General features: G+C 60.2%; 22 protein-coding genes. 10 read left to right on the top strand and 12 right to left on the bottom strand.

Features of this window, described 5'->3' with window-relative positions; all coding sequences use genetic code 11:
- Window positions 1–38 precede the first annotated feature (38 nt).
- The 8 genes from sctB to Q0K02_RS06035 all read right to left on the bottom strand — a co-directional run bounded on the left by sctB (window position 39) and on the right by Q0K02_RS06035 (window position 5,153).
- Entirely contained in the window at window positions 39–917 is an 879-nt protein-coding gene (gene sctB, locus Q0K02_RS06000; RefSeq protein ID WP_294486053.1) for a type III secretion system translocon subunit SctB, read from the bottom strand.
- 28 nt (window positions 918–945) lie between these two features.
- On the bottom strand, window positions 946–1,968 hold the full coding sequence (locus Q0K02_RS06005; protein ID WP_294486056.1) for a type III secretion system protein: 1,023 nt from the start codon (window positions 1,966–1,968) through the stop codon (window positions 946–948).
- A 3-nt stretch (window positions 1,969–1,971) separates the two neighbouring features.
- On the bottom strand, window positions 1,972–2,454 hold the full coding sequence (locus Q0K02_RS06010) for a SycD/LcrH family type III secretion system chaperone (RefSeq protein WP_294486059.1): 483 nt from the start codon (window positions 2,452–2,454) through the stop codon (window positions 1,972–1,974).
- Between the two features lie 63 nt (window positions 2,455–2,517).
- Entirely contained in the window at window positions 2,518–3,075 is a 558-nt protein-coding gene (locus tag Q0K02_RS06015; protein WP_294486062.1) for a USH1C-binding protein 1, read from the bottom strand.
- 75 nt (window positions 3,076–3,150) lie between these two features.
- The gene (locus tag Q0K02_RS06020) at window positions 3,151–3,684 is read right to left on the bottom strand and encodes a hypothetical protein (protein ID WP_294486065.1); all 534 of its coding nucleotides are present in this window, start codon (window positions 3,682–3,684) and stop codon (window positions 3,151–3,153) included.
- Window positions 3,685–3,758: 74 nt separating this feature from the next.
- Complete coding sequence (locus tag Q0K02_RS06025) at window positions 3,759–4,271, bottom strand: hypothetical protein (protein ID WP_294486068.1); 513 nt, start codon at window positions 4,269–4,271, stop codon at window positions 3,759–3,761.
- Between the two features lie 84 nt (window positions 4,272–4,355).
- Entirely contained in the window at window positions 4,356–4,829 is a 474-nt protein-coding gene (locus Q0K02_RS06030; protein ID WP_294486071.1) for a hypothetical protein, read from the bottom strand.
- A 27-nt stretch (window positions 4,830–4,856) separates the two neighbouring features.
- Window positions 4,857–5,153, bottom strand: a complete 297-nt coding sequence (locus tag Q0K02_RS06035) for a hypothetical protein (RefSeq protein ID WP_294486074.1) — start codon at window positions 5,151–5,153, stop codon at window positions 4,857–4,859.
- Window positions 5,154–5,544: 391 nt separating this feature from the next.
- Between Q0K02_RS06035 and sctW the strand changes: the two genes are divergently transcribed.
- The 10 genes from sctW to Q0K02_RS06085 all read left to right on the top strand — a co-directional run bounded on the left by sctW (window position 5,545) and on the right by Q0K02_RS06085 (window position 15,324).
- Complete coding sequence (gene sctW / locus Q0K02_RS06040; protein WP_294486077.1) at window positions 5,545–6,579, top strand: type III secretion system gatekeeper subunit SctW; 1,035 nt, start codon at window positions 5,545–5,547, stop codon at window positions 6,577–6,579.
- 4 nt (window positions 6,580–6,583) lie between these two features.
- Entirely contained in the window at window positions 6,584–6,952 is a 369-nt protein-coding gene (locus tag Q0K02_RS06045; RefSeq protein ID WP_294486080.1) for a CesT family type III secretion system chaperone, read from the top strand.
- 35 nt (window positions 6,953–6,987) lie between these two features.
- Window positions 6,988–7,353, top strand: a complete 366-nt coding sequence (locus tag Q0K02_RS06050) for a type III secretion protein (protein ID WP_294486083.1) — start codon at window positions 6,988–6,990, stop codon at window positions 7,351–7,353.
- Window positions 7,354–7,360: 7 nt separating this feature from the next.
- Window positions 7,361–7,714, top strand: a complete 354-nt coding sequence (locus tag Q0K02_RS06055; RefSeq protein ID WP_294486087.1) for a hypothetical protein — start codon at window positions 7,361–7,363, stop codon at window positions 7,712–7,714.
- Window positions 7,711–9,804 (top strand): type III secretion system export apparatus subunit SctV, encoded by a 2,094-nt coding sequence (sctV, locus tag Q0K02_RS06060; RefSeq protein WP_294486089.1) that lies wholly within the window; start codon window positions 7,711–7,713, stop codon window positions 9,802–9,804. The genes Q0K02_RS06055 and sctV overlap by 4 nt, the downstream gene beginning before the upstream one ends.
- 10 nt (window positions 9,805–9,814) lie before the next feature.
- A complete protein-coding gene (sctS, locus tag Q0K02_RS06065) occupies window positions 9,815–10,075 on the top strand; it encodes a type III secretion system export apparatus subunit SctS (protein WP_294486092.1) in 261 nt (86 codons plus the stop codon).
- Between the two features lie 150 nt (window positions 10,076–10,225).
- Complete coding sequence (gene sctT / locus Q0K02_RS06070; RefSeq protein ID WP_294486095.1) at window positions 10,226–11,044, top strand: type III secretion system export apparatus subunit SctT; 819 nt, start codon at window positions 10,226–10,228, stop codon at window positions 11,042–11,044.
- Window positions 11,041–12,084, top strand: a complete 1,044-nt coding sequence (gene sctU / locus Q0K02_RS06075; protein ID WP_294486099.1) for a type III secretion system export apparatus subunit SctU — start codon at window positions 11,041–11,043, stop codon at window positions 12,082–12,084. The genes sctT and sctU overlap by 4 nt, the downstream gene beginning before the upstream one ends.
- A 7-nt stretch (window positions 12,085–12,091) precedes the next feature.
- The gene (locus Q0K02_RS06080; RefSeq protein WP_294486102.1) at window positions 12,092–13,372 is read left to right on the top strand and encodes a sigma-54 dependent transcriptional regulator; all 1,281 of its coding nucleotides are present in this window, start codon (window positions 12,092–12,094) and stop codon (window positions 13,370–13,372) included.
- Window positions 13,369–15,324: a SpoIIE family protein phosphatase gene (locus Q0K02_RS06085; protein WP_294486104.1), complete on the top strand. Its 1,956-nt coding sequence runs from the start codon at window positions 13,369–13,371 to the stop codon at window positions 15,322–15,324. The genes Q0K02_RS06080 and Q0K02_RS06085 overlap by 4 nt, the downstream gene beginning before the upstream one ends.
- A 363-nt stretch (window positions 15,325–15,687) precedes the next feature.
- On the opposite strand, the gene Q0K02_RS06090 is transcribed toward Q0K02_RS06085, so the two are convergent.
- From Q0K02_RS06090 to Q0K02_RS06105, 4 genes are read right to left on the bottom strand one after another with little or no spacing between them, the layout of a single operon-like run.
- Window positions 15,688–16,356 (bottom strand): GNAT family N-acetyltransferase, encoded by a 669-nt coding sequence (locus Q0K02_RS06090; protein WP_294486106.1) that lies wholly within the window; start codon window positions 16,354–16,356, stop codon window positions 15,688–15,690.
- Entirely contained in the window at window positions 16,353–17,333 is a 981-nt protein-coding gene (locus tag Q0K02_RS06095) for an alanine racemase (RefSeq protein WP_294486109.1), read from the bottom strand. The genes Q0K02_RS06090 and Q0K02_RS06095 overlap by 4 nt, the downstream gene beginning before the upstream one ends.
- Window positions 17,333–19,675 carry an MFS transporter gene (locus Q0K02_RS06100; protein WP_294486114.1) on the bottom strand — a complete coding sequence of 781 codons (2,343 nt, stop codon included), beginning with the start codon at window positions 19,673–19,675 and terminating at the stop codon, window positions 17,333–17,335. Before Q0K02_RS06100 ends, Q0K02_RS06095 begins: the two co-directional genes overlap by 1 nt.
- Complete coding sequence (locus Q0K02_RS06105) at window positions 19,675–20,805, bottom strand: ABC transporter substrate binding protein (protein ID WP_294486116.1); 1,131 nt, start codon at window positions 20,803–20,805, stop codon at window positions 19,675–19,677. Before Q0K02_RS06105 ends, Q0K02_RS06100 begins: the two co-directional genes overlap by 1 nt.
- Between the last annotated feature and the right edge of the window lie 861 nt (window positions 20,806–21,666).

A 21,666-nucleotide genomic window follows, 5' to 3' on the forward strand; every position in this document is an offset into this window, starting at 1 on the left:
TTTGTCCGGAGAGAGAAAACTCCCTCCGAACGAAGGGATCAGCCAAGAATTTTGGTTCTGGTCTGGTTGATGTTCTGCTGAATGGCGTCCTGCGAGCTGAGGGACTTTTGAATGAGGGCCTTCAGAGCTTCATCCAGACTTTCCAGATTCTGCTGCTGGGCGCGGATGCGTTCCACGTCGCCTTCCAGTTCCTTGAGCTCGGCGTCGTACATGGTGCTCACGCACTGACCGATGCTGCCGAGAATGCTGTTTGCGCCGCCCATGCCGGAGTTGAAGGCCTGCACTCTGGAATTGAGCACCATGTCGGCCTGCTGTCTGGCCAGCGTGGAGGCGTTGTTTGCCTTGTCCAGCGCTTCGTTCATGGCCTGTTCGCCGACGATGGGCCTGGTGCCGCCGCCCGTGGAGGATTCCATGGAAGAATTGTACGTGTTCTTGGCGGTCTGTTCGTTGGCGCTGATGCCCTTGGCCGTCATGGAAACGGAGGCCAGGCCCTGCGCGATGCTCAGCGCGCCGGTCACGACGCCGGTGACAAGCTGCACTATGGCCTTTTTACGGATGGTATCGGCCTGGTCCTCAATCTTGGAAGCCATTTCCTCCGTCTGCATGGCGCGCATTTCGGCATTCTGACGGCGCTGTTCCGAGGAGAGCTCGGTAATCAGGGCCAGATAGCTGCTGCCGAAGGAGGGCACGGCCCCCAGAGAGGAAACATTGAGGGTTCCAGTCGGCTTGGGCAGAAGGTCGCGTATTTCGTCCACGACGTCCATGAAGGAGAGCTTGCCGTTGTCCGAAACGGAGAGGACCAGCGCTTCAAAGTCGCTTTCGGTCTTGCCGGTGGACTTGATGTAGGACGTCTTCATGTAGTCGTAGAGATACTGATCGAACCCTACGAGATCATTGACACTGTTGATGGTGGCCATGGAGAACTCCTTCTTCGCTCGTTTCCGATCAGGCCATGGCGGGGGAGGCGCCCAGAATGGTGCTCTGCGTTTCCGCGCATTCCCCGACGATTTCCCTGACCTTGGTCATGAGGTCGTTGGCCCGCGTCATTTCCGCTTCCACGAGATCCCTGTCCATCTGGATGGCCTCGCGCAGACGTTCCAGAATGGCTTCAAGTTCCTTGCTGTCCGCCTGACTGCTCGAGATCTTGTAGTCGATGACGGCTCCGGCAATGGTGGCTGCGCCCGTGGCGGTGTTGGTGATGCCGGAGGCGATGTTGGTGATCTTGGAGGCCAGAGACGTGATCTGTGCGGCCTTCTGCGCGGCCTGACTGCCGACGCTGGCCAGGCTTCCGGCGCTGGAGGCAAAGCCAGCACCGAGGCTGACGCCTATGGAGACCAGCATGATGGCCATGTTCATGCCGAAGCCGAACCACTGGGCGGCTTCGTCGCTCATGCCCAGTTTTTTGCCGAGTTCCGTGAAGCCGGCGGCGATGCTGTACTTGCCGTCGGACGCGAGGGATACCACGCTGTCCACGGTGGTGACCAGGCCGACCGCGCCCGCGGCAATGAGCAGCGGGTTGGCCGTCAGCGCGCCGGCCACGATGCTCGCCACGGAGGCGATGGCTCCCACGATGGCGCCGATGATCTTGAAGGCCTTGAGAAAGCCGTTGAGCACGGATTTCTTCTTCATTTCTTCCAGACGGTCGGCAATTTCCTGCAGTTCCTTTTCATTGACTTCCGCCTGCTGTTCCGCCTTGAGCTCCAGGCTGGACACGCCGTCGCGGCAGGCCTGACGGCGCACGTCGTCGCCGAGGGCGTTGATCAGCGTGTCGAGGGAAAGCGGGCTGGAGGAGAGGGGAATCTCGGGCAGGCCGAGTTCGGCAAGAAGGTTCTGAAGTTCCTCGTTCTTAGGGTCGAGGACAAGGGGGGAGTCGGTGCCGGAAGCTCCGGTGGCTTCGGTTTTCTGGGAATTTACCCCGCCGGTGGAAGAGAGCGGATTATAGGAGCTGATGGGATTGAAATCGACCATGATTTACTCGCTTGCATTGAGCATGGTGAGCAGCGCGCGGGCCTTCTTGTGGCAATCCGCGTGTGCGGGATTGTTTTCATCGCCCAGCGTGAGCAGACCCTTGAGGGCGCCCACGGCGTTTTCCCTGTCGCCGAGCTGAATGTAGCATTTGGCGGCAAAGAGGAAGGGCGTGGGATCGGCCAGCAGACCGGCGGTTCCGGCCATGGCGTAGGCGTCGACGGCTCCCTTCAGATCTCCCTGCGCCTGACGGCAGCCGGCAAGTCCCATCCAGAAGCGGACTTCCTTGTGCCGGTACAGGCACAGAGCCTGAAACACGGTTCCGGCGTCGGCAAAGTTGCCGGAGGTATAGAGATTGTAGGCAAGCGCATAGAGAGATTCTATCTGTTCGTCCGTCACGTTGCACACGTCGCCGATGCTGGCGCCCTTGTTCAGAGCACTGATGATGGTGGCGATGTCGCTGTCGCTGAGGGGAGTGTTGTCGGCCATGGCGTGATCCCTTTTTAGGGTAAGAAGGTTAACTTGAGAAAAAGGCGTCGGAATCGGGGCGGCCTACTGACCGCGGGCCAGATTGGTCAGGGTCTGGTTCGCGTTGGAAATCTGGGTGTTTGCGCCCTGCAGATAGGAGTTGTACTGCCCGATGAAGTCCTGCAGATACACCATGAGGGTCTGCGTCTTGTTGCCCACGGTTTCCTGATAGTTGGTCAGCGATTTCAGCGCGTAGTCCCACTCGTCCTTGCCGAGGATGTAGTCCTTGTCGTTGTTGGGAAAGCTGAGTCCGCGCTCATTCATGAAATCGACAAGTTCCTGCGACATGGGGTAGCAGTCCTTGCCGGTGGTCTTGGTGCCGCTGATGCTGGTTTTGCCTACGCCTTCGCCGTTGCTGCCCATCTGCTGACAGTTGCGGGCCTGTTCGATCATTTCGGCGCATTCTTTCTGTTCGTTCTGAATTTCCTCGATCTGCTTCATGTAGTCCGTGGCCTGCGCCTTGCAGATTTCGGACTGCGCGAGCTGGAGCTTGGCGAACATCATCTGAACGCTGCCGGTGGGACCGAGGTCGATGGCGTCCATGATGGAGGAAAGAGAATTGGTTCCAGATACCTGTGACATGATATCTTCCTGTTGTTCTCAAAAGTTGTGAGCGGATCAGGCCGCGTCTGAAGCCGGATGCGGAAGCGAAGCGGCCTACTGCCCCCGGGCCAGGCTGGTGAGGGTCTGGTTGGCGTTGGAAATCTGGGTGTTCGCACCCTGCAAGTAGGAGTTGTACTGTCCGATGAAGTCCTGCAGATAGACCATGAGCGTCTGCGTCTTGTTGCCTATCTGCTCCTGATAGTTGGTCAGCGACTTCAGGTTGTAGTCCCATTCGTCGGGGTTGTGGGCCAGATCGTTGCCGGTGGTGTCGTAGCTCAGATTATGCTTCTTGAAGTAGTCCGCCATTTCCTGGGGCATCATGGACGCCTTTTTGTCCCAGGGGCAGTTGCCCTTTCCGGTTTTGGCGTCGTTCTGGAGCTTCCTGGCCTGTTCGATCATTTCGGCGCATTCTTTCTGTTCGTTCTGGATGTCTTCGATCTGCTTCATGTAGTCCGTGGCCTGCGCCTTGCAGATTTCGGACTGCGCAAGCTGAAGCTTGGCGAACATCATCTGAACGCTGCCGGTGGGGCCGAGATCGATGGCGTCCATGATGGAGGAAAGAGAATTGGTTCCAGATACCTGTGACATGATGCCTTCCTGTTGTTCTCAAAAGTTGTGAGCCGATCAGACCGCGCCCGACGTCGATTGGGGAGCGGGGCGGCCTACTGTCCGCGGGCCAGGCTGGTGAGGGTCTGGTTGGCGTTGGAGATCTGCGTGTTCGCGCCCTGCAGATAGGAGTTGTACTGCCCGATGAAGTCCTGCAGATACACCATGAGGGTCTGCGTCTTGTTGCCTATCTGTTCCTGATAGTTGGTCAGCGACTTCAGGTTGTAGTCCCACTGATCGGCGCTGTGCTTGTTGTCCTTGCCGTCCGTGTCGTAGGACAGGTTATGATCATCGAAATACTTCACCATGTCGGCGGGCATTTCGGTGTTCTTATTGTCGGCCTTGGCGGTATTCTGGAGCTCTCTGGCGCGTTCGATCATTTCGGCGCATTCTTTCTGTTCGTTCTGGATGTCTTCGATCTGCTTCATGTAGTCCGTGGCCTGCGACTTGCAGATTTCGGACTGCGCGAGCTGGAGCTTGGCGAACATCATCTGCACGCTGCCGGTGGGGCCGAGGTCGATGAGGTTCATGATGGAGGAAAGAGAACTGGTGCTGTTTACCTGAGACATGATATCTTCCTGTCGTTTTTCAAAAGTTGTGAACCGGGCTGTTGTGACCGCATCCGTGCTTCCGCTGAGGGAAGCGCAGGCGGTCTATTGTTCTGTGGACTGCCCGCCTGTATCCTGCAGATGGGCGCTGTACTGCCCGGTATAGCTCTGCAGAACGTTTATGAGAGGCCGAGCCTTGTCGGCAAGCTGATTCTGATAGCTGGTCAGCGATGTCAGGTTGGCGTTCCACTGAGCGGCGTCGCACGTGTTGCTGTTGCCGTCAGCGGCACAGGACAGACCGTGCTCCTTGAAGTACTGCACCATGTCGGCGGGCATTTCGGTGCTTGCGCCGCTGGCCTGGGCCTGGCTCTGCAGTTCCCTCGCCTTTTCGATCATGGTGCCGCAAGCCTTCTGTTCGCTCTGGATTTCCTCGACGTCGTGCATGATGCTTTCGATGAGCTTCTTGCACTTTTCGGCCTGCGCGAGCTGAAGCTTGGCAAATATCGTCTGCGCGTCGCCGGTGCCGAGGTCGATGTTGCCCGTGATGGAGCCGAGAAGGCCGGAACTGGTAATTTTCATTATTGTATTGCCTTTCTGACGCCCGGTTCAGATTCGTACCGCGCCCCGGCGTCCGCGACCGGCGCAGCAGCTGCCGGAATTGGAGGTCGTTCTGGCCTGGGCGGCTCTGGCTTCGCCTTCGCGCTTTGCGCGTTCGGTGGCTTCGGCCATGGCGCGTTCCAGTTCGGGCGTCATTTCCGAAGCGTCAACGGTGACGGGCTGATCTTCGGCAAAGCCGAGGATTTTTTTCTGCTGGGCGAAGACGGCGTTGAGTTTGGAAAGTTCGTCGGCAAGGCGGGAGATTTCCTGCTGCTGATTTTTCAGATCCTGTTCGGTAAAAGCCATGATGAACTCCTTAAGTATGGGCACCGCTTTTGCATGTTTGCGGTTCGCTAACTATTATGCAAGAAGCATGCCAAAATGGGAATGCGGCCTGTCGGCGGGAGGATGGAGGAAAGGTGCTCGTCGGCTCCATGAGGAAATGCCAATTTTTTTGGCGTTCATGGGAAAAGAGTTGCCATGCACCCTCGTTTTCGACATACTACCAAAGGCGCCGACCGGTTGCAATCGCAAATGCGCCGAGCATAAATGAGCGCAACACTGCTTTCTGGCACGATACTTGCATTGATAAGTATATACAGGAGCGCACAGCATGCCTATAAATTCCATATCAGGGGCCTTTTCTACGGCCGAACAGGTTCGACATACGGAAAGCTCCGCAGCGAAGGGCGCCTTTATGGGGAACGCCGTTGTTCAGCAGCCCTCGCCTGAGTCTCTTTTGGCCGATGCCGCGGAAGAACTGACGTTCTCTGCCGACACGACGGACGATTTCGAGCTTGAAGAACGCAAGGAGCGGGACAAGATAAAGAAGTCGGAAGAGGATCGCGTCAAGCTTTATCAGGAGCTCATGCACGAGGCCGGCAAGAGCGAGCAGCTCAATCAGCTGCGCGACAGTCTGCACACCCGGGCGGATTCGCGTCGCGCGCTGGACAAGGTGCGGGAGTATTTTCCCGATCCCTCGGACGCGTGGGCGGCTCTCAGGCAGATGCAGGAAGAGCTGCAGAGCGAGGGAGCCGACGAGGCGTTGCGCAGGGATGTGGACGCCGCCGTTGCCGAGCTTGAGGAGCGGGAAGGTCCGGCCATACGGGCGGGCGTTCAGGGCGCGCTGGCGTCGGCGAGATTCAGGGATCTCGGCGGCAGCGACGAAATGCGCGATTTTTACCGCCGCACGGTGTGCGAGTTTGCTTCGGTCAACGAGGTGTTCGCCCACGTGATGGAAAAGTACGGCGGCGATTTCGACAAGGCCATGGACTTTCTTTTTTCCGCGCTCAGTGCGGATATGGCGTCCGACGAGCCGAGCATGGGAGTACGGCATCTGGAGAGCGTGCATGAAACGCTCGGCAAGGTGCGGCTGACGCAGAGCGCCTATCGCCTGTGCGAGACCATGATGGATCGCTGGCACAGGGTGCATGGCGTGCCGCCGCGCGAAGGCGGACTCACGGCCATGGATCTGCTCGGGAGCATTGTGGGACTTCGGGAAATGCGCTTCATAGGCGCTGCGCAGATAGAAAGCATTCTTGCCAAGGCCGGAGCGCCTGATATAGAAAGAGAAGTGCTCTTTTTGCAGGAGCTTCTGAGCACGGCGAGAAAGTTTCCCTCGGCGCTTTTCGACGACGATCAGGGCCGCATGAAGGTGCTCGACGCCGTACAGGAGGCCGTGGACCGGGCTATTGAGCGCGAAGACGAGTACCTGGCCAAACAGGAAGGATGACGCCATGCTGGACTATGAAATAGAAGCCTTCGGCCGCAGACTCGGTCTGGAGCGCCTTGCGCTGTCTTCGGAAGGCGTCGCGCGGCTGGACATCGAGAACGTGGGCAGTCTTTATCTGGAGCGTCAGGAGAAGGCGGGAGCGGGCGAGCTCCTTGTGTATGTGGCTGCGCCGCTGCCCGTGCCCGACGGGGGCGCGACGAGGCGTCTGCTGGAGCTTTGCGACTACAGGCACGGCTATCCCATGCCGGTATTTGCCGGAGCGTTTTCCGGCAGGGCCGTTCTGCTCACGCGCATGGAGGAGAACGCCGTCACGTCGGCGGGTCTGGAGAACGCGCTGCGTTTTCTGGCGGAACTTCTGCGCGGGGCGCTGTAGGCCGGTTTCGCGATTTGTCTGGAGGTGCATGAATTATGCCGTTACCTGTCAATCTTCTTGATTCGTCTCTGGGCATTCAGCATGTCATGGACATGCCGGATCCCGACAATCTTCCGCGGGCGAGGGAGCTGGCTTCCAACGCGCTCAGCGAACCCGGCCTTGAGGAGCTCTATGCGCCGAACAACGCGTGGCAGCTCATGGAACGGGCGCTCTGCCCGGATGTGGGCGACGGCTCCATGCTGAGCCCCGAGGCGTTTTCCGAATCCCTGCACGAATGCGTGAAGGATCTTGCGGACAACTCTGACCCGGCCGTTCGCGAAATGGTGTCGAAGGAGCTGGAGCCGCTGCTTCAGAACGGTCAGCTCTTGCAGGCCTATCTTGGTCTGATGATAGGAGGCTGAGCCTGTCGTGCTGAAGGAAAACGAGAAGAAGACGCTTCACGTGCTGGCGTACATGATGCTGCGCATGGGGCAGGAAGAGCGCGCCGGCAGAATCTATGCCGCGCTGGCCGCGCTTGCGCCTCGGGAGCATCCCGACAGGCTGGCGCTTGCGGGCGTGGCGGCGGTGGCCATAAGCGCGGGCGACGGCGCGGCGGCGCTCGAAGCTCTGCGCGGAGCCATGAGCGGCGGGCCGCTCTCTTCCCGTCAGGCGGTGCTGCATCTCATGAAGGCGCAGGCCTTCTGGCTCGAAGGCAGAAAGGAAGAGGCCCGCGCGGCGCTTGATGAATATCTGTTCCTCGCCGGAGGAGGAAAGAACGCATGAGTCTGATGGACAAGGCCTCGCTCGGGGTCAGACTGATGACCCGTCACAACGACATCACCATGGTGATGCTGCTGGTCGTCGTTGTGGCGCTTATGATCGTGCCCCTGCCCACGCCCCTCGTGGATACGCTCATCGGCGTGAACATGACCCTGTCGTTTCTCATGCTCATGATGTCCATGTACGTGAAGACGGCGCTGGATTTTTCCTCGTTTCCCACCATGCTCCTGTTCACCACGCTTTTTCGCGTGGGTCTGAACATCACGACCACCCGTCTTATTCTGCTTCAGGCCGACGCGGGCGAGATCATTTTCACGTTCGGCGACTTTGCGCTCGGCGGCAACTTCGTGGTGGGCGCGGTGGTGTTCGTCATTCTCACCATCGTGCAGTTTCTCGTCATCGCCAAGGGCGCGGAACGCGTGGCCGAAGTGGGCGCGCGCTTCACGCTGGACGCCATGCCCGGCAAGCAGATGTCCATCGACGCCGACATGCGCGCCGGCGTCATAGACATGGAAGAGGCGCAGGTGCGGCGCAACCGCGTGCAGCTCGAAAGCCAGATGTACGGCGCCATGGACGGCGCCATGAAGTTCGTCAAGGGCGACAGCATCGCGGGCATGATCATTGCCGTCATCAACATTGTGGGCGGCACCATCATCGGCATCACGCAGCACGGCATGACGGCCGGCGAGGCCCTGCACACCTACGGCATCCTCACCATCGGCGACGGTCTGGTTTCGCAGATTCCGTCGCTTCTGGTGTCCATTTCGGCCGGCATTCTCATCACCCGTTCCGGCGACAGCGACGACAACGTGGGCGCGCAGATAGGCCAGCAGTTCTTTGCTCAGCCCAAGGCGCTGCAGATGGCGGGCGGACTCATTTTCCTTTTTGCGCTCATTCCGGGATTCCCCAAGCCGCAGCTTTTCACCCTGGCGTTTGCCGTGGGCGGCTTCGGCTACGTGCTCGAACGCCTGGCCTCGGCCCCCGAAAAGCCGGACGGCAAGGCGGAACTGGCCCGTTCCCTGGCTCCGGCGGCGGAGAAGAAAAAGCCCAGATCCGCTTCCGGCCCGCAGGACGATTTTGCGCCCACCATTCCCATCATTCTGGACATCGCGCCGGACATCGGGGAATCCATGGATTACGATTCGCTTAACAGCGAACTTTCCGGACTTCGCCGCGCGCTGTACTTCGATCTCGGCGTGCCGTTCCCCGGCATCAACATCCGTCCGAACCCTTCGCTTCCCTCGCTGGGCTACGTGCTCAATCTCAATGAGATTCCCATGGCGCGGGGCAAGCTGGAAAAGGGCATGGTCATCGTGCGGGAGAAGAAGGTCAATCTGGACCTGCTCGGCGTCTCGTACCGGGAAGGCGAGCCCTTCCTGCCCGACGTGGATCCGCTGTGGGTGGCCGAGGCCGACATGGCGCGTCTGGACCAGGCGGGCATAAGCTGCATGCCGCATGCACGCATTCTGGCCTATCATCTTTCTCTGCTGCTTTCGCGGCACGCGTCGAGCTTCCTCGGCATGCAGGAGAGCAAATACCTGCTCGACCGCATGGAGGAACGCGCTCCCGATCTGGTGCGCGAGGTGACGCGTCTTCTGCCCGTGCAGCGCATTGCGGAAATATTCCAGCGTCTGGTGCAGGAACAGATTTCCATCCGCGATCTGCGCAGCATTCTTGAGGCGCTCATTGAATGGAGCCCCAAGGAAAAGGACGTGGTCATGCTCACGGAATACGTACGCAGCGCCCTCAAGCGTCAGATAAGCTATATGTATTCTCGCGGGCAGAACATGCTTCCGGCCATACTCATGGATCCCTCGCTGGAGGAAACCATACGCAAGGCCATCCGGCAGACGTCGGCGGGCGCGTTCCTGTCGCTGGATCCGAACACGTCGCAGCGCATCGTTCAGGCGGTGGGCGAGGCCGCGGGCAAGTACAAGGGCAGCACGCAGAAACCCGTGCTCATGGCGTCCATGGACATCCGGCGCTATGTGCGGCGTCTTATCGAAAGCAAGTATTACGAGCTGCCCGTCATGGCCTATCAGGAAGTGACGCCGGAAATTTCGGTGCAGCCCGTGAGCCGCATCAGAATATAGGGGAAAGGGCATGAACAGCATTGCCATGGATTATGCCTCGCAGGCGCTGTATCTGGTGCTTGTGATTTCTCTGCCGCCCATCGTCATCGCGTCGGTCATCGGCATTGTGCTCAGCCTCGTGCAGGCGGTGACGCAGCTTCAGGAGCAGACGCTCACCTTCGGCGTGAAGCTCATTGCCGTGGTGCTGACGCTGTTTTTGCTGGGCGGCTGGATGTCGGGGCAGATACTGCGCTATGCGGATGAAATCTTTACCCGTTTTTATCTGCTGTGAAGGGTGCGGCGTCTGATGCGCGGCTCGGAAAGGGCGCGGCAGTACCGGAAGGGCCACGCTGCGGGCAGAGCGGCGCTGACGGCCTTCTGACGTGAGGCGCAGACGGGCGCGCGGGCGCAGAAGCCGGAAAAGTTTGGGGAGCGAGGAGTTTTGGATACCGGTCTGTTCTGGGGATATTCGCTGCAGGAGCATCTTCTGGCGTTTCTTCTGGGAACGCCGCGTCTTTTCATGCTCATGCAGACGGCGCCGTTCATGGGCGGCACGCTGGTGACGGGGCAGCTTCGCTTCACCATCGTGCTGGCCTGCTACCTGGTGCTGCACCCCATGCTGCTGGCTCAGATTCCGCTCTGGGAAGGGCTGTCGCTCGCTTCGGGCCTGCATGTGGGGGCGCTCATTGCCAAGGAAGTGTTTCTCGGCATGCTCATGGGCTTTCTTGTGGGCATGATGTTCTGGACCATCCAGTGTGCGGGCTTCTTCATCGACAACCAGCGCGGCGCGGGACAGGCCACGGAAACCGATCCGCTGGCCGGAGAGCAGACGTCGCCCACAGGTTCCTTCTTTTTTCAGAGCGCCGTGTACGTGTTCTTCTCCACGGGAGCGTTCCTGACCTTTCTCGGCGTGGTGTACGCCAGCTATGAATTCTGGCCGGTCGCGTCACTGCTGCCGTCGACGTTTTTCCAGCAGCCGACGCTGCCGCTCTTTTTTGCGAAAAAGGTGAGCGATCTTGCCCTGGACATGGTGCTGCTTTCCGGGCCCGTGGTGGTGGCCTGTCTGCTCACCGACATTTCGCTCGGCCTCATCAACCGCTTCGCCTCGCAGCTCAACGTGTACGTGCTGGCCATGCCCGTGAAGAGCGGTCTTGCCTCTCTGCTGCTTATTTTCTATTTCAGCATGCTCATGACCGGAGCGGTGAGCATGTTTGACTCCTTCGGTTCCGATTTGCGCTATCTGCAGGTGCTGCTGCCATGAGCGACGAAAAAACAGAACAGCCGACACCGAAACGATTGCGCGAAGCCCGGGAAAAGGGCGATGTGTGCCGGAGTCAGGACATTGCTCCCGCGCTTACCACACTGGCGGTCGGGGTCTATCTTGCCGCCAATGCGGGGAACATTTTTTCTCTGCTCAGGGACATGGTGCTTCTGCCCATGGAGTTCATCACGCTGCCTTTTCATGAGGCCATGGCCAGGGCGGTGCCTCTGGTCGTGCATTCCTCGGTCATGCTGGTGGCTCCGGTGGTGGGCATAGTCATGGGCGTGGCCCTGGCGGGAACGCTGGCGCAGACGGGCGTGCTCTTCGCCTTCAAGGCCGCCATGCCCAAGCTGGAAAACCTGGATCCCAAGAAGTGGTTCCAGAAGGTGTTTTCCATGAAGAACCTGTTTGAGCTCGTCAAGAATCTCATCAAGGTGGGCGTGCTCGGCGGCGTGGTGTTCTTCATTCTTAAAAAGTACCTGCCCATGCTGTTCGGCATGCCCGAAAGCGGCATAGGAGCCATGTGGACCGTGGTCGGCGCGGCGGTCAATTCTCTGGTGCTCACCGCCGCCGGAGCGTTCTGCGTCATTGCGGCGCTGGATTATCTGTATCAGCGTTACAAGTACAATCAGAATCACATGATGAGCAAGGACGAAGTCAAGCGGGAATTCAAGGAAAGCGAGGGAGACCCGCACATCAAGAGCAAGCGCAAGCAGCTTCACAAGGAAATGCTTGCCCAGAACTCTCTCGACAACGTAAGAAAGGCGAAGGTGCTCGTGACCAACCCCACCCATTATGCCGTGGCCCTGGATTATGAAAAGAACAGAACGCCGCTTCCCGTGGTGCTGGCCAAGGGCGAAGGATTGCTGGCAAAGCGCATGATGGAAGTGGCAAAGCAGGAGGGCATTCCCATCATGCGCAACGTGCCTCTGGCCCGGGCGCTGTATCGGGACGGCACGGAAAATGCGTATATTCCCCAGGATCTCATAGGTCCTGTGGCCGAAGTTCTGCGCTGGGTGCAGAGCCTGGAACAAAAATAAGGAGATTGTGACGGTGGAGGAAAAGAAGACGGACTGTCTGCTGCCGTTGCTGACGGATCTTTGCGGGGCGCTGGCTCTGGGACAGCATGCCGATACGGACAGGCTCTTTGATCTTACGCGCGCGGGCTCCGGCCCGGACGAGCTGGTGCGTCTGGCCGAGGCCTTCGGCATGATGCTGGTGCGCGTGGAGGCTCGTGAGTTTCAGAATTCGCAGCTCATTCAGCAGCTCAGAACGAAGAACGCCGAACTTGAGGCGCTGCACAAGGTGCTCGTGCAGAAGAACGACGAGCTGCAGAAGAGCGTGGAAGCGCTGTATTCGCCGGGAAACGGCATCATCGGTCAGAGCGAGCCCATGCGCCGGGTGTTCGAGCTCGCGCGCTCCATTGCGCGTCGTCCCATCAACACGCTCATTCTGGGGCCGACGGGCACGGGCAAGGAAGTGCTCGCCCGATACCTGCATCATCAGTCGCCGCGCAGCCGCGGGCCGTTCATTGCCGTGAACTGCACGGCCATACCGGACACGCTTTTTGAAAGCGCCATGTTCGGTATAGAAAAGGGCGTGGCCACGGGAGTTTCCTCCCGTAAGGGGCTGATAGAGGAAGCGAGCGGCGGCACCCTGTTTCTCGACGAGCTTGCGGAAATGAGTCTTGCCAATCAGGCCAAGCTGCTGCGCGTGCTGGAGCAGCGGGAAGTCGTGCGCGTGGGCAGCGCGCATCCTGTTCCCGTGGACATTCTTCTGGTGTCCGCCACCAACGTCAATCTGGAACAGGCCGTGAAGGAAGGGCGTTTTCGCGAGGATCTTTTCTATCGCGTCAACGTGGTGGAGCTGCGTCTGCCGCCGCTTTGCGAGCGCGGAGACGACATTCTGCTGCTGGCGCAGTCTTTTCTTGAGCGCTACTGCGCGGAAATGGGCCGGGAGCGGCTTTCGCTTTCCCCGGCGGTGCAGGGTCTTCTGCTGCGCTACGCCTGGCCGGGCAACGTGCGTGAGCTGAACAATGAAATGAAGCGCGCCGCCGCGCTCACGCCGGGCAACGTGGTGGAGCTTTCCCATTTGTCCGGCCGCATTCTGGAGTCGGAAGCGGGCAGGGAATACCTGTGTCGTCAGGAAAACGCCGTCAGGCGGGGACTCGAGGAGCTGCCGCTCAATCTTCAGAAGGCGGAAGCGATGCTCATTCGCCGAGCGCTGGAAGAGGCGGGCGGACGCAAGGTGAAGGCTGCGGAACTGCTCGGCATCACCCGCGAGGGACTGCGCAAGAAGCTCCAGCGCATGGCGGAGGAAAATTTATGAACTTTTCCCTGCGCAGCAAGTTGTTTCTTCTGGTCGGGGCGGCCATCAGTCTGGCGGCCGTGCCCATCATACTGTTCAGCCGGGCGAGCCTGCTGGAAAGCGGCATGGAGAGGGAAAGAGAAGCCTTTGTCAACACCGTCATGCTGGTGGAGGACGGGCTCAGCGTCCGGTATCTGAACCTGTTGACTTCCGAGGTGGAGTCAGTGCTGCAGTCAAAGAAGGATCTGCGTCAGTATGCCGTCATGATGCGCGACATGCTGTTGCAGGAGCACGGCAACGGGGAAAAGATCAGTCTTGAGCGCTGGAGCGCGGCGCTGAACGCCGAGGGGCTGAGCCTTGCCTTTTACGACATGTACGGCCGGGCCGAGCTCGGGGGCAGCCTGACGGATCTTGTTCTGGCAGACGGAAGGCAGGATTTCAAGGGGCAGTCCACGCGTTCCATGCTGGCGCATCGCGAGGCGGTGGCAGACGGTCAGTTTGCGGTTGTGCGCGTGCCCGGGGAGGGCGGACAGGAATTGCCCGTGCTTGTCTGCTTCATGCCTGTGCGGAACAGGGGCACGCTGGTGCTGGCTGCGCCCGTGGCCGACGCGGAAAAGAGTCGGAAGCAGTTGGAAAGCCGCATGGCACTCGGCATTCAGGAGCGTCTGGACACGCTGGAGCTGAGTCGGGGAGCGTCCATTTCCGTGGTTTCGTCCGACGGGCGCGTGCTGGCGGGCAAGGGCGAGCCCATGCAGCTCTCGTCGATTCCCAGGGCTGTTCTGGAGCTGGCGGGCAGGGGACAGGCGCAGGAAGGCGACACGGAAGGCTCGGAAAATCCCGTGCTGTACCGTCTGGCTTATTTCAAGGCCATGGACTGGTATGTGGCGGCGGCCATTCCGCTGAGCGCCATCAACGGCCCTGCGGAAATGCTGACCCGTCATCTGTTTGCGGTGGCGGCCGTGCTGCTGGCGCTGAGTCTCATGCTCATGCTGGTGCTGACCATGCGCATCATTGCGCCGCTGCGTCTGCTTACGCGCAGGGCCGGGGAGATAGCCCGCGAGGATTTCAGTTCCGAACGCGGCGTGGGCTTTTCCGACGACATCGTGGAAGGCCTGCCCGTGGACAGAAAGGATGAAGTGGGGCAGCTTGCCGGAGCCTTTGCGCACATGGTCAAGGCGCTGGATGAGAACATCCGCCGCCTGGTGGACACGCTGGCCGTTCGTCAGCGGTTGCAGGGCGAGCTGAACGCCGCCCACGACATTCAGATGGGCATACTGCCTCCGCCGGACGGCGCGCCGAAAAGTCTCGGCTACTCGGCGGCGGCGTTTCTGGAGCCGGCCAAGGAAGTGGGCGGAGATCTGTACGACTTCTTCACCGCGCCGGATGGTCGGCAGGCCGTGGTCATCGGCGACGTGTCGGACAAGGGCGTGTCCGCGGCGCTGTTCATGTCCATGACGGTCACGCTGGTGCGTTATGCGCTGGCGGAGGGCCTGTCATGCTCGGAAGCCATGCTGCGCATCAATGAGCGCCTTGCGGAAAATAATCCTTCCTGCATGTTCGTCACGCTGTTCATCGGACTTTTTGATCCTGCAACGGGGCGTCTGGACTACGCCAGCGGCGCGCATTGTCCGCCCTTTGTGGTGAATCCGAATGCCGACGTCCCGGTGCGCATGCTCACGGAAACCAGCGGCCCGCTGGTCGGCGCGATGCAGGGACTCGACTACGAGGCGTGTCACGCCGTGATTGCGCCCGGCGAATATTGCCTGCTGTACACCGACGGCGTTTCCGAAGCCATGAACGAAAAGCTGGAACTCTTTGGTGAAGAGCGCATTGCCGCCACGCTGGAACAGTTGCGCGGGGCTTCTCCCGACGAGGTGCTGCACGGCGTGATGACGGCGGTGAAGAAGTATCGCGGCAAGGCCCCGCAGTCGGACGACATCACCATGCTCTGTTTCCGTCGCGCGCCCGAGTGATCCGGCAGAGCTCGATTCTTGCGGCAAAAGTCGGAGCGGCGGGGAAAGTTGTCTTTTGATGGAAGGCACGGAGAGCGGCGTCGCTCTCCGTGCCCGCCGAAAAAGGCTGCGCTCCGTCATTGTGCGGCGCAAGGGCGGGATGGGCTCGCTGCGGCCGGGCCGACGCGTCGGGACTTTTTTGCGTAACCAGTTCTGGGGAGTAGTTTTCCAGCTCAGTCAGGCAAAGTCGGGCCCTCGTTTGGCGAGAAGAGCCCCGGAGCGCGGACAGCGGCCGCACAAGTTTTCGCGCGTTTTTGGCGCGGGTGGGGTGCCGCAGACGCGGCGTTGCCGTTCTGCCTGTTTCGGGGAAGCAGAGCGGCGTTTTCAGGAGAAGATGAGAGGGCGATACTCCACGGCGGCGTGTTCGCCGTCCGGCAGCGGGCGCACGGCCGTGCCGGCAAGTCCGGCCTTCAGCAGCTCACAGCTGCGCGCCGTGTCCAGCGCGTCGGCAAGTTCCGGCTCGGCGTCTTTTGCAGGAGTGCCCCCGCTCATGAGAATGTAGCGCGGCTTGCCGCCGTATTTCAGGGCGAAACCCCGGAGGTACAGGCCGAGACGGATATGGAGTCGGAGACTGGCGGCGTTCCCCGGCCACACCGTAGACATGGAAATGGTGCGGCCACAGTGTTCGGTGAGACGCATGTTTTCGCGGATCAGTCTTTCCGCCAGTCCTTTCCCGCGGATGTCCGGTCGGACGAAGACCGATTCCAGATGCCGCACGTCGGCCAGCGCGCTTTCGGGAAGAGACATCGAACGGCCGAGATTTTCCGGATCGTCGGGAGCGGGAAAGCGTATGACGCTTGCTCCGGCGAGTTTGTTTTCGCCGTCAAAGGCAAGAAGAATATGACCTGCGCCCTCGATGATGGGTTCGTAGAATTCCCTGTCGTCCGTGGCAAACATGTCGCGGCTCGGCAGGCGCTGTTCCACGGCCTTTTCCAGACGGACGAGTTCGTCCAGATCGTCGGAACCGGCGCTGCGTATGAGAAAATCGTTCATGAGTCCTCCTTGACGAGAACAAGTCCCTGCGACGAGAGCGCCCGGGAAAGCGCGTGGTAATCCAGACCGAAGGAAAGAGTCATGCCCTCGCGCACGCGTTCCGGGCAGTTCGTGACGTCGAAGGCGGCGTATGCGGAGGATGCCCCGGCGTACGCCATGTCGGGAAAAGGCGGAATCAGGCATTCCGGCGCGGTGTGAAAGGTGCCCGTATCGACGAGCGCCATGAGGCGGCCTTTCTTGACGCGGCATTCCAGCACCGTGGTTTCCAGACGGAAGGCGTCCTGTCTGGCGTCGGGAACGGCGTGGCCGGAAAGCGGATACAAGCCGAGCGTTACTCCGGTTCCGCAGCGGATTTCCCGCACGTCCGGGGGAAGACTGTCGTGTTCGGCAAATTCCAGCATGTCCGTGCCGCCTGCGGAAATGTCGGCGTCCGGCAGGCAGAGGGGACGGATGGAATCGAGCGCGTTGAGGGCGCAGGCAAGCTGTGCCTGTCCCGGCGCTTCCGAGCTCAGGCAGGCGAAATTGACGCTGATCCCGCGCAGGGGAAAGCCGCAGCGCCTGATTTCTTCGCTCAGGGCGGGAAGCTCTTCCGGCAGAACTCCGTCTCTGCCGTCTCCGACTTCCAGCGAGATGCGGAACTGCGGCGTGCGACGTCGCGCCTGCGCCAGCGTTCGGACGACGAAACGGGAATTGACGTACACGGCGTCGCATTCGGATGCCTCGGCTGCACACAGGGGAGAGGGCGCATAGACGTGATGGATTTCCACGCCGCTTGGTCGGGGAAAGGCGTGATGCGGCCAGGCCACAAGGCCGAGCCTGCGCACCGAGCTTCCACGAAGGATGTCGGCGACAAGCTGCGGATGCAGCGGCGCTTCCTTGAATACGAACATGCACGAGGCTCCCGCCTGATGGCAGCGTTCGCTGACCACGGCGAGATTATGCCTCAATGCGGCGGGACGTATGAACAGACGGGGCATCAGGATTCCTGTGAATGAGTCTTGCGGGAAAAGCTGAGCGCCGCAAAAAGCAGGGCGCAGCAGAGCGTGAAGACCGCAAGAATGGTGAGACCGGTTTGCGCGTTCCACACGGACATCATGATGCCGAGGCTCAGGGGGCCGAGTACCTGTCCCACGCGCATGGCCACGTTGTAGAAGCCCATGGTGCGGGCTCGGCCGAAGCGCTGCGCCGCAGGAAGCGAAAGGGCGTAGGGGCCCTGGCCGTTGGCGGCGATGGAGGTGTTCAGGGCAAGAAGCGCCATGCTGATCACGGCGGCGGCAATGCCGTGGAAGACCACCAGCGCCACGACGCTGAGCGAAACGATGAGCATGGAAAGAAAGAGCGGACGTTCCATGCGTCTGGTTTTGTCGAGCAGCGATCCCAGGGCCGGTCCGGCGAACATGACGATGATGCAGTAAAGGAGAAACACTCGGCCGATGGTGGCAGGAGACGTTCCGGCCTGACTCAGGGAGAGAGGCATGAAGAACTGGAACAGGCACACGGTGATGAGCGCGTTGGGAATAATGAAGAACGCCAGAAGCGCGCCCATGCGCCGGTCGAAGAAGAAGGAGAGCGTTTCGCGCAGGCTGAGGCGGGCGGACTCGTTTTCTTCGCTCTTCCACGGTTCGCGGGGAAGAAGTCGGAACAGGGCGACTGCGGTAAGCGCGAGCATGACGGCGGAGGCAGGGAACACGGCGTGATAGCCCAGTCGGTCGGCGATGAGTCCGCCCATGGTGCTGCCGCACAGGGAACCCGCATAGAGCCCTGCAAACATGAAGGCCAGATTGCGGGCCCGGCTGTCTTCCGAAGAATGCGCGATGACGAAGACCTGCGCGGAAAGGTTGATGAAGCCGTATCCGAGGCCGGACATGCCGCGGGCCAGAATGAAGGGCAGGGCCGAGGATGAAAGCCAGCTTGCGCAGGAGCCGAGGCATGCCAGCGCGAGACCGGCGAGCAGCATGGGCCTCCAGCCGGACTTCTGACTCCAGAATCCGCCCGCAAACATGGCAAGTCCGGCCATGAACAGTTCGCAGGATACCGGCAGCCCGGAAACCACGTCGGGCGGCAGGCCGAAAAGATCAAGTCCCAGCTCGCCGATGCATATGGGCACGTAGGACATGGACATTTCCGTTGCGAACAGACACGCGAAAATGATGGGCCGCATGAATTCCGGCGATCGGGACATGGCGGTTGCGCCCTTGCGGCTCATGAGCAGCAAAAACAGCAGTTCGGAGAGAAACAGCGCCGCCACCACCGTCATGGTCAGGTTGTCCAGCATGACGGAGCGCAGATTGGCGGTTGCCGTGGCGGGATTCATGATGACCTGCACGCTGCCGATGGGCGCGCCGTCGTCCGGATGGCGCATCACAAGCGTTACAGGCGCGTGCTCGGCGCTGCGTTTTTTCCATTCCCCTTCGGAAAGAGTGCCCTGCGCGTCAGCCGCGGCGTGCAGTTTTCCCGTAACGTCGAACACCGCCATGCCCAGGGTGGAAATCTGCTTCTGGCGCTCCATCATCCAGGAATCAAGGCCGTGTACGCCGCTGACGGGGAGTCCCATGCCGGCAAGGCGTTCCAGATCCCAGGTCATCTGACGGGCGAGCTGCGTTCCGGCATGCGTCATTTCCGTTTCGTACAGCCGTGACAGGGGCGAGTAGAGCAGACAGAGAATGAGAATCTGTCCGGCCACAAGGGGAATCATGAAGCAGGCGCGCAGAAGAACGGAAAACTTTTTGGGAGAGGAGTGCTGCCTGGGGAAGGCAAAACGATGCAGGAGCAGGGCAAGCAGCAGGCATTCTCCCAGCGTGACGCCGAAAAAGAGCGCGAGCTGCCCGCGGGCGGCCTCGGAGAGCAGTGCGGAAATGCGAGCCTTGTCGAGAGCCATGAACACATGACCGCTCACCACGCCGTTTCTTCCCCTGATGGGACAGGAGGTCCAGAAGTCGTCGTCGGTGGAAAACTTGCGCACCTCTCCGAACACGGGGGAAGCTCCGGCCGGCACCGTCAGAGTGGAAGAGCCGTCGTCCTTCCACTGATGAATGATCCGGCCCGAAGCATCGGCAACGGCGATGTTGTCCGCTTCGGTTCTGGTGCGGTAGTGCGAGAGAAAGCGTTCCACGGTCTGTGGGCGCAGACTCTTGCCTACGCGCACGAGAAGACCGAGATGATCGGCGATGTCCTGACAGACGAGGCCGTTGATCTGAAACACCGGCTCTTGGTACTGTTTGTAGAGCGCGGAGAGCATGAGCGCTCCGTACAGAAGCTGTGCGCACAACAGCGCGAGAACGCCGCCGGCAAGAATTCTGCGAAGGGGAAGCTGCGTCATTATCGAGCCGCCGGAATCTGCTGATAGATTTCATCAACGGCGGCGAGAATGTCCAGAGGGGGATTCCAGCCTATGCGCATGGCCGTTTTCAGATTGATGGCAAGTCCGAGTTCCGGCTCAAAAATCTGATTGACTTCACGGGGCTTTTTGCCGTGAACCACGGCGGCGATGGATTCGGCCTCAAACTGCCCGATGTCGGCAAAGCTGGCCTGGGCCAGACTCATGAGCACGCCGTATTCCACAAGCTGCGGACCGGCCTGCGCAAAGGACGGAAGTCCGGCTTCAATAATGGGCTCCATGAGTTCGGGAATCTTTTCCATGGGCGTTGAGGTATAGGTGAGATAAATGGCGTCGGATTCTTTGGAAAGCTCTTCAACGCATTGCTTGAGATTGCGGAAGGCCTGATCTGCGTCGGGCAGATCGAGCGGCGCGGAACGGAGCACCAGTTCTATGCCCAGCTCGGCGGCCGTCTTTTCGATTTCTGCCATGGCGGCGGTGTTGCGGCCTTCCGGGGTGTCCTCAAAAGGCACGCCCAGCTTTTTGAAGTGGAAGATTTCGTGAAACATGGAAATCTGGCGGCGGAAGCGTCCGGGTTCGAGCTGGGCATGCACGTTGTCTTTGCCGGAATCGTCGGCGGACTTCACAATACCTGCGGTCACGGCGTCGGTCACGCTCATGGAGAAGACGGGCACGCCCAGATCTTCCGAGCTCATGTCGAGGCCGCTCCACGTGCCCATGGCAATAATCATGTCCACGTCCTTGCGGTTGCGCACGCGGTCGATGATGGCTTCCTTCATGTGCTGACGGGCCGAGGCGTCCCAGTCGGCGGAGTAGTGCCCGTCGCGGAGAAAGCGAATGCGTCCCCGGGCGTTGTCGGCCAGCCACAGCCACATCTCGGTGGTCGATTCCGTATTTTCCGGCACGGCAACCTGACCGTTGTCGATAAGTCCCAGCTTTTCCAGTCCGCGGGCCGTCTGGGCGAGCGTCTGCTGATAGTTGGAGAAGGGGCCGCCTTCCACGTAAATGACCCGCCATATTTTTTCCTGCGCCCGGGCTTCTCCGCCCACGGAGAGAAAAATAATGACAAAAATAAGCAGCAAAAAGCGGAGGGTACGGAAAGATGCAGTCATGGTGCGACCTCGTGAAAGATGGGGAGAATATACGCAATCCGCTCGAAAAATACAATGTTTCCCGCAGGGCAAAAGCTCGGGAAACGTTGGCGCGTCGACCGGAGATGGAGAATTTCGTTGTCTTTCGAAGGGGAAATGGCATGTGACGTGATATTTTCAGGAGAACTTGACGCCAGAAACGGCGCGGTCGTCGGCAAGTTTCTTATGTTCGCCCGTGGCGGAAGGCGTGTTATCCGGTATTATTGAGCGATGCGAACAGGAAAGAGCTGGACAACATCTTGCAGAATATGGAGCAGTGCGAAAATGCCGATACGGCGCACCCCCTCCGGCATGCCGTGAGTTTTGGGGAAGTCTGGTCAGGAAGAAGGGGAGAGAGCCAGGCGTGACGAGGAGGCCGTTGAAACAGCGCGCATGGTTCCGGTGGGGGAAAAACGGCATATCCGGCGACGCCAACATCTGATTGCCGAAAGCCGCGTCTCTCGATGCGCCGACCTTTTGGTGCGGCAGCCCTTCGTGCGGCTGAATCGTTTCGAGCATCGTGGAAAAGCCCCCAAAACATTTTTCCAGGGCGCATCTTCCCCTCTTTTTTGCAGACAGGATTGACTTTTCCGCAGACACCGGGGCTGACGAACAAGGGCATGCAGAAAAAGACAGGCAAGGAACGACGCAACGCGTCCGCGGGAAGCGAGGCGCGAGATGACTCTGAGAGGCCCTGCGGCACGAGAAAAGACGGCGCGGCGGGAAGAGAGGCCTGAGCGGAAAAATTTTAACAGAAAAGGGAGCCGTGACTCACCATCACAGCTCCCTGAAATTCTGGTCGGGATGACTAGATTTGAACTAGCGACCCCTTGAACCCCATTC

The organism is uncultured Mailhella sp. (assembly GCF_944324995.1).
GTDB lineage: Bacteria > Desulfobacterota > Desulfovibrionia > Desulfovibrionales > Desulfovibrionaceae > Mailhella.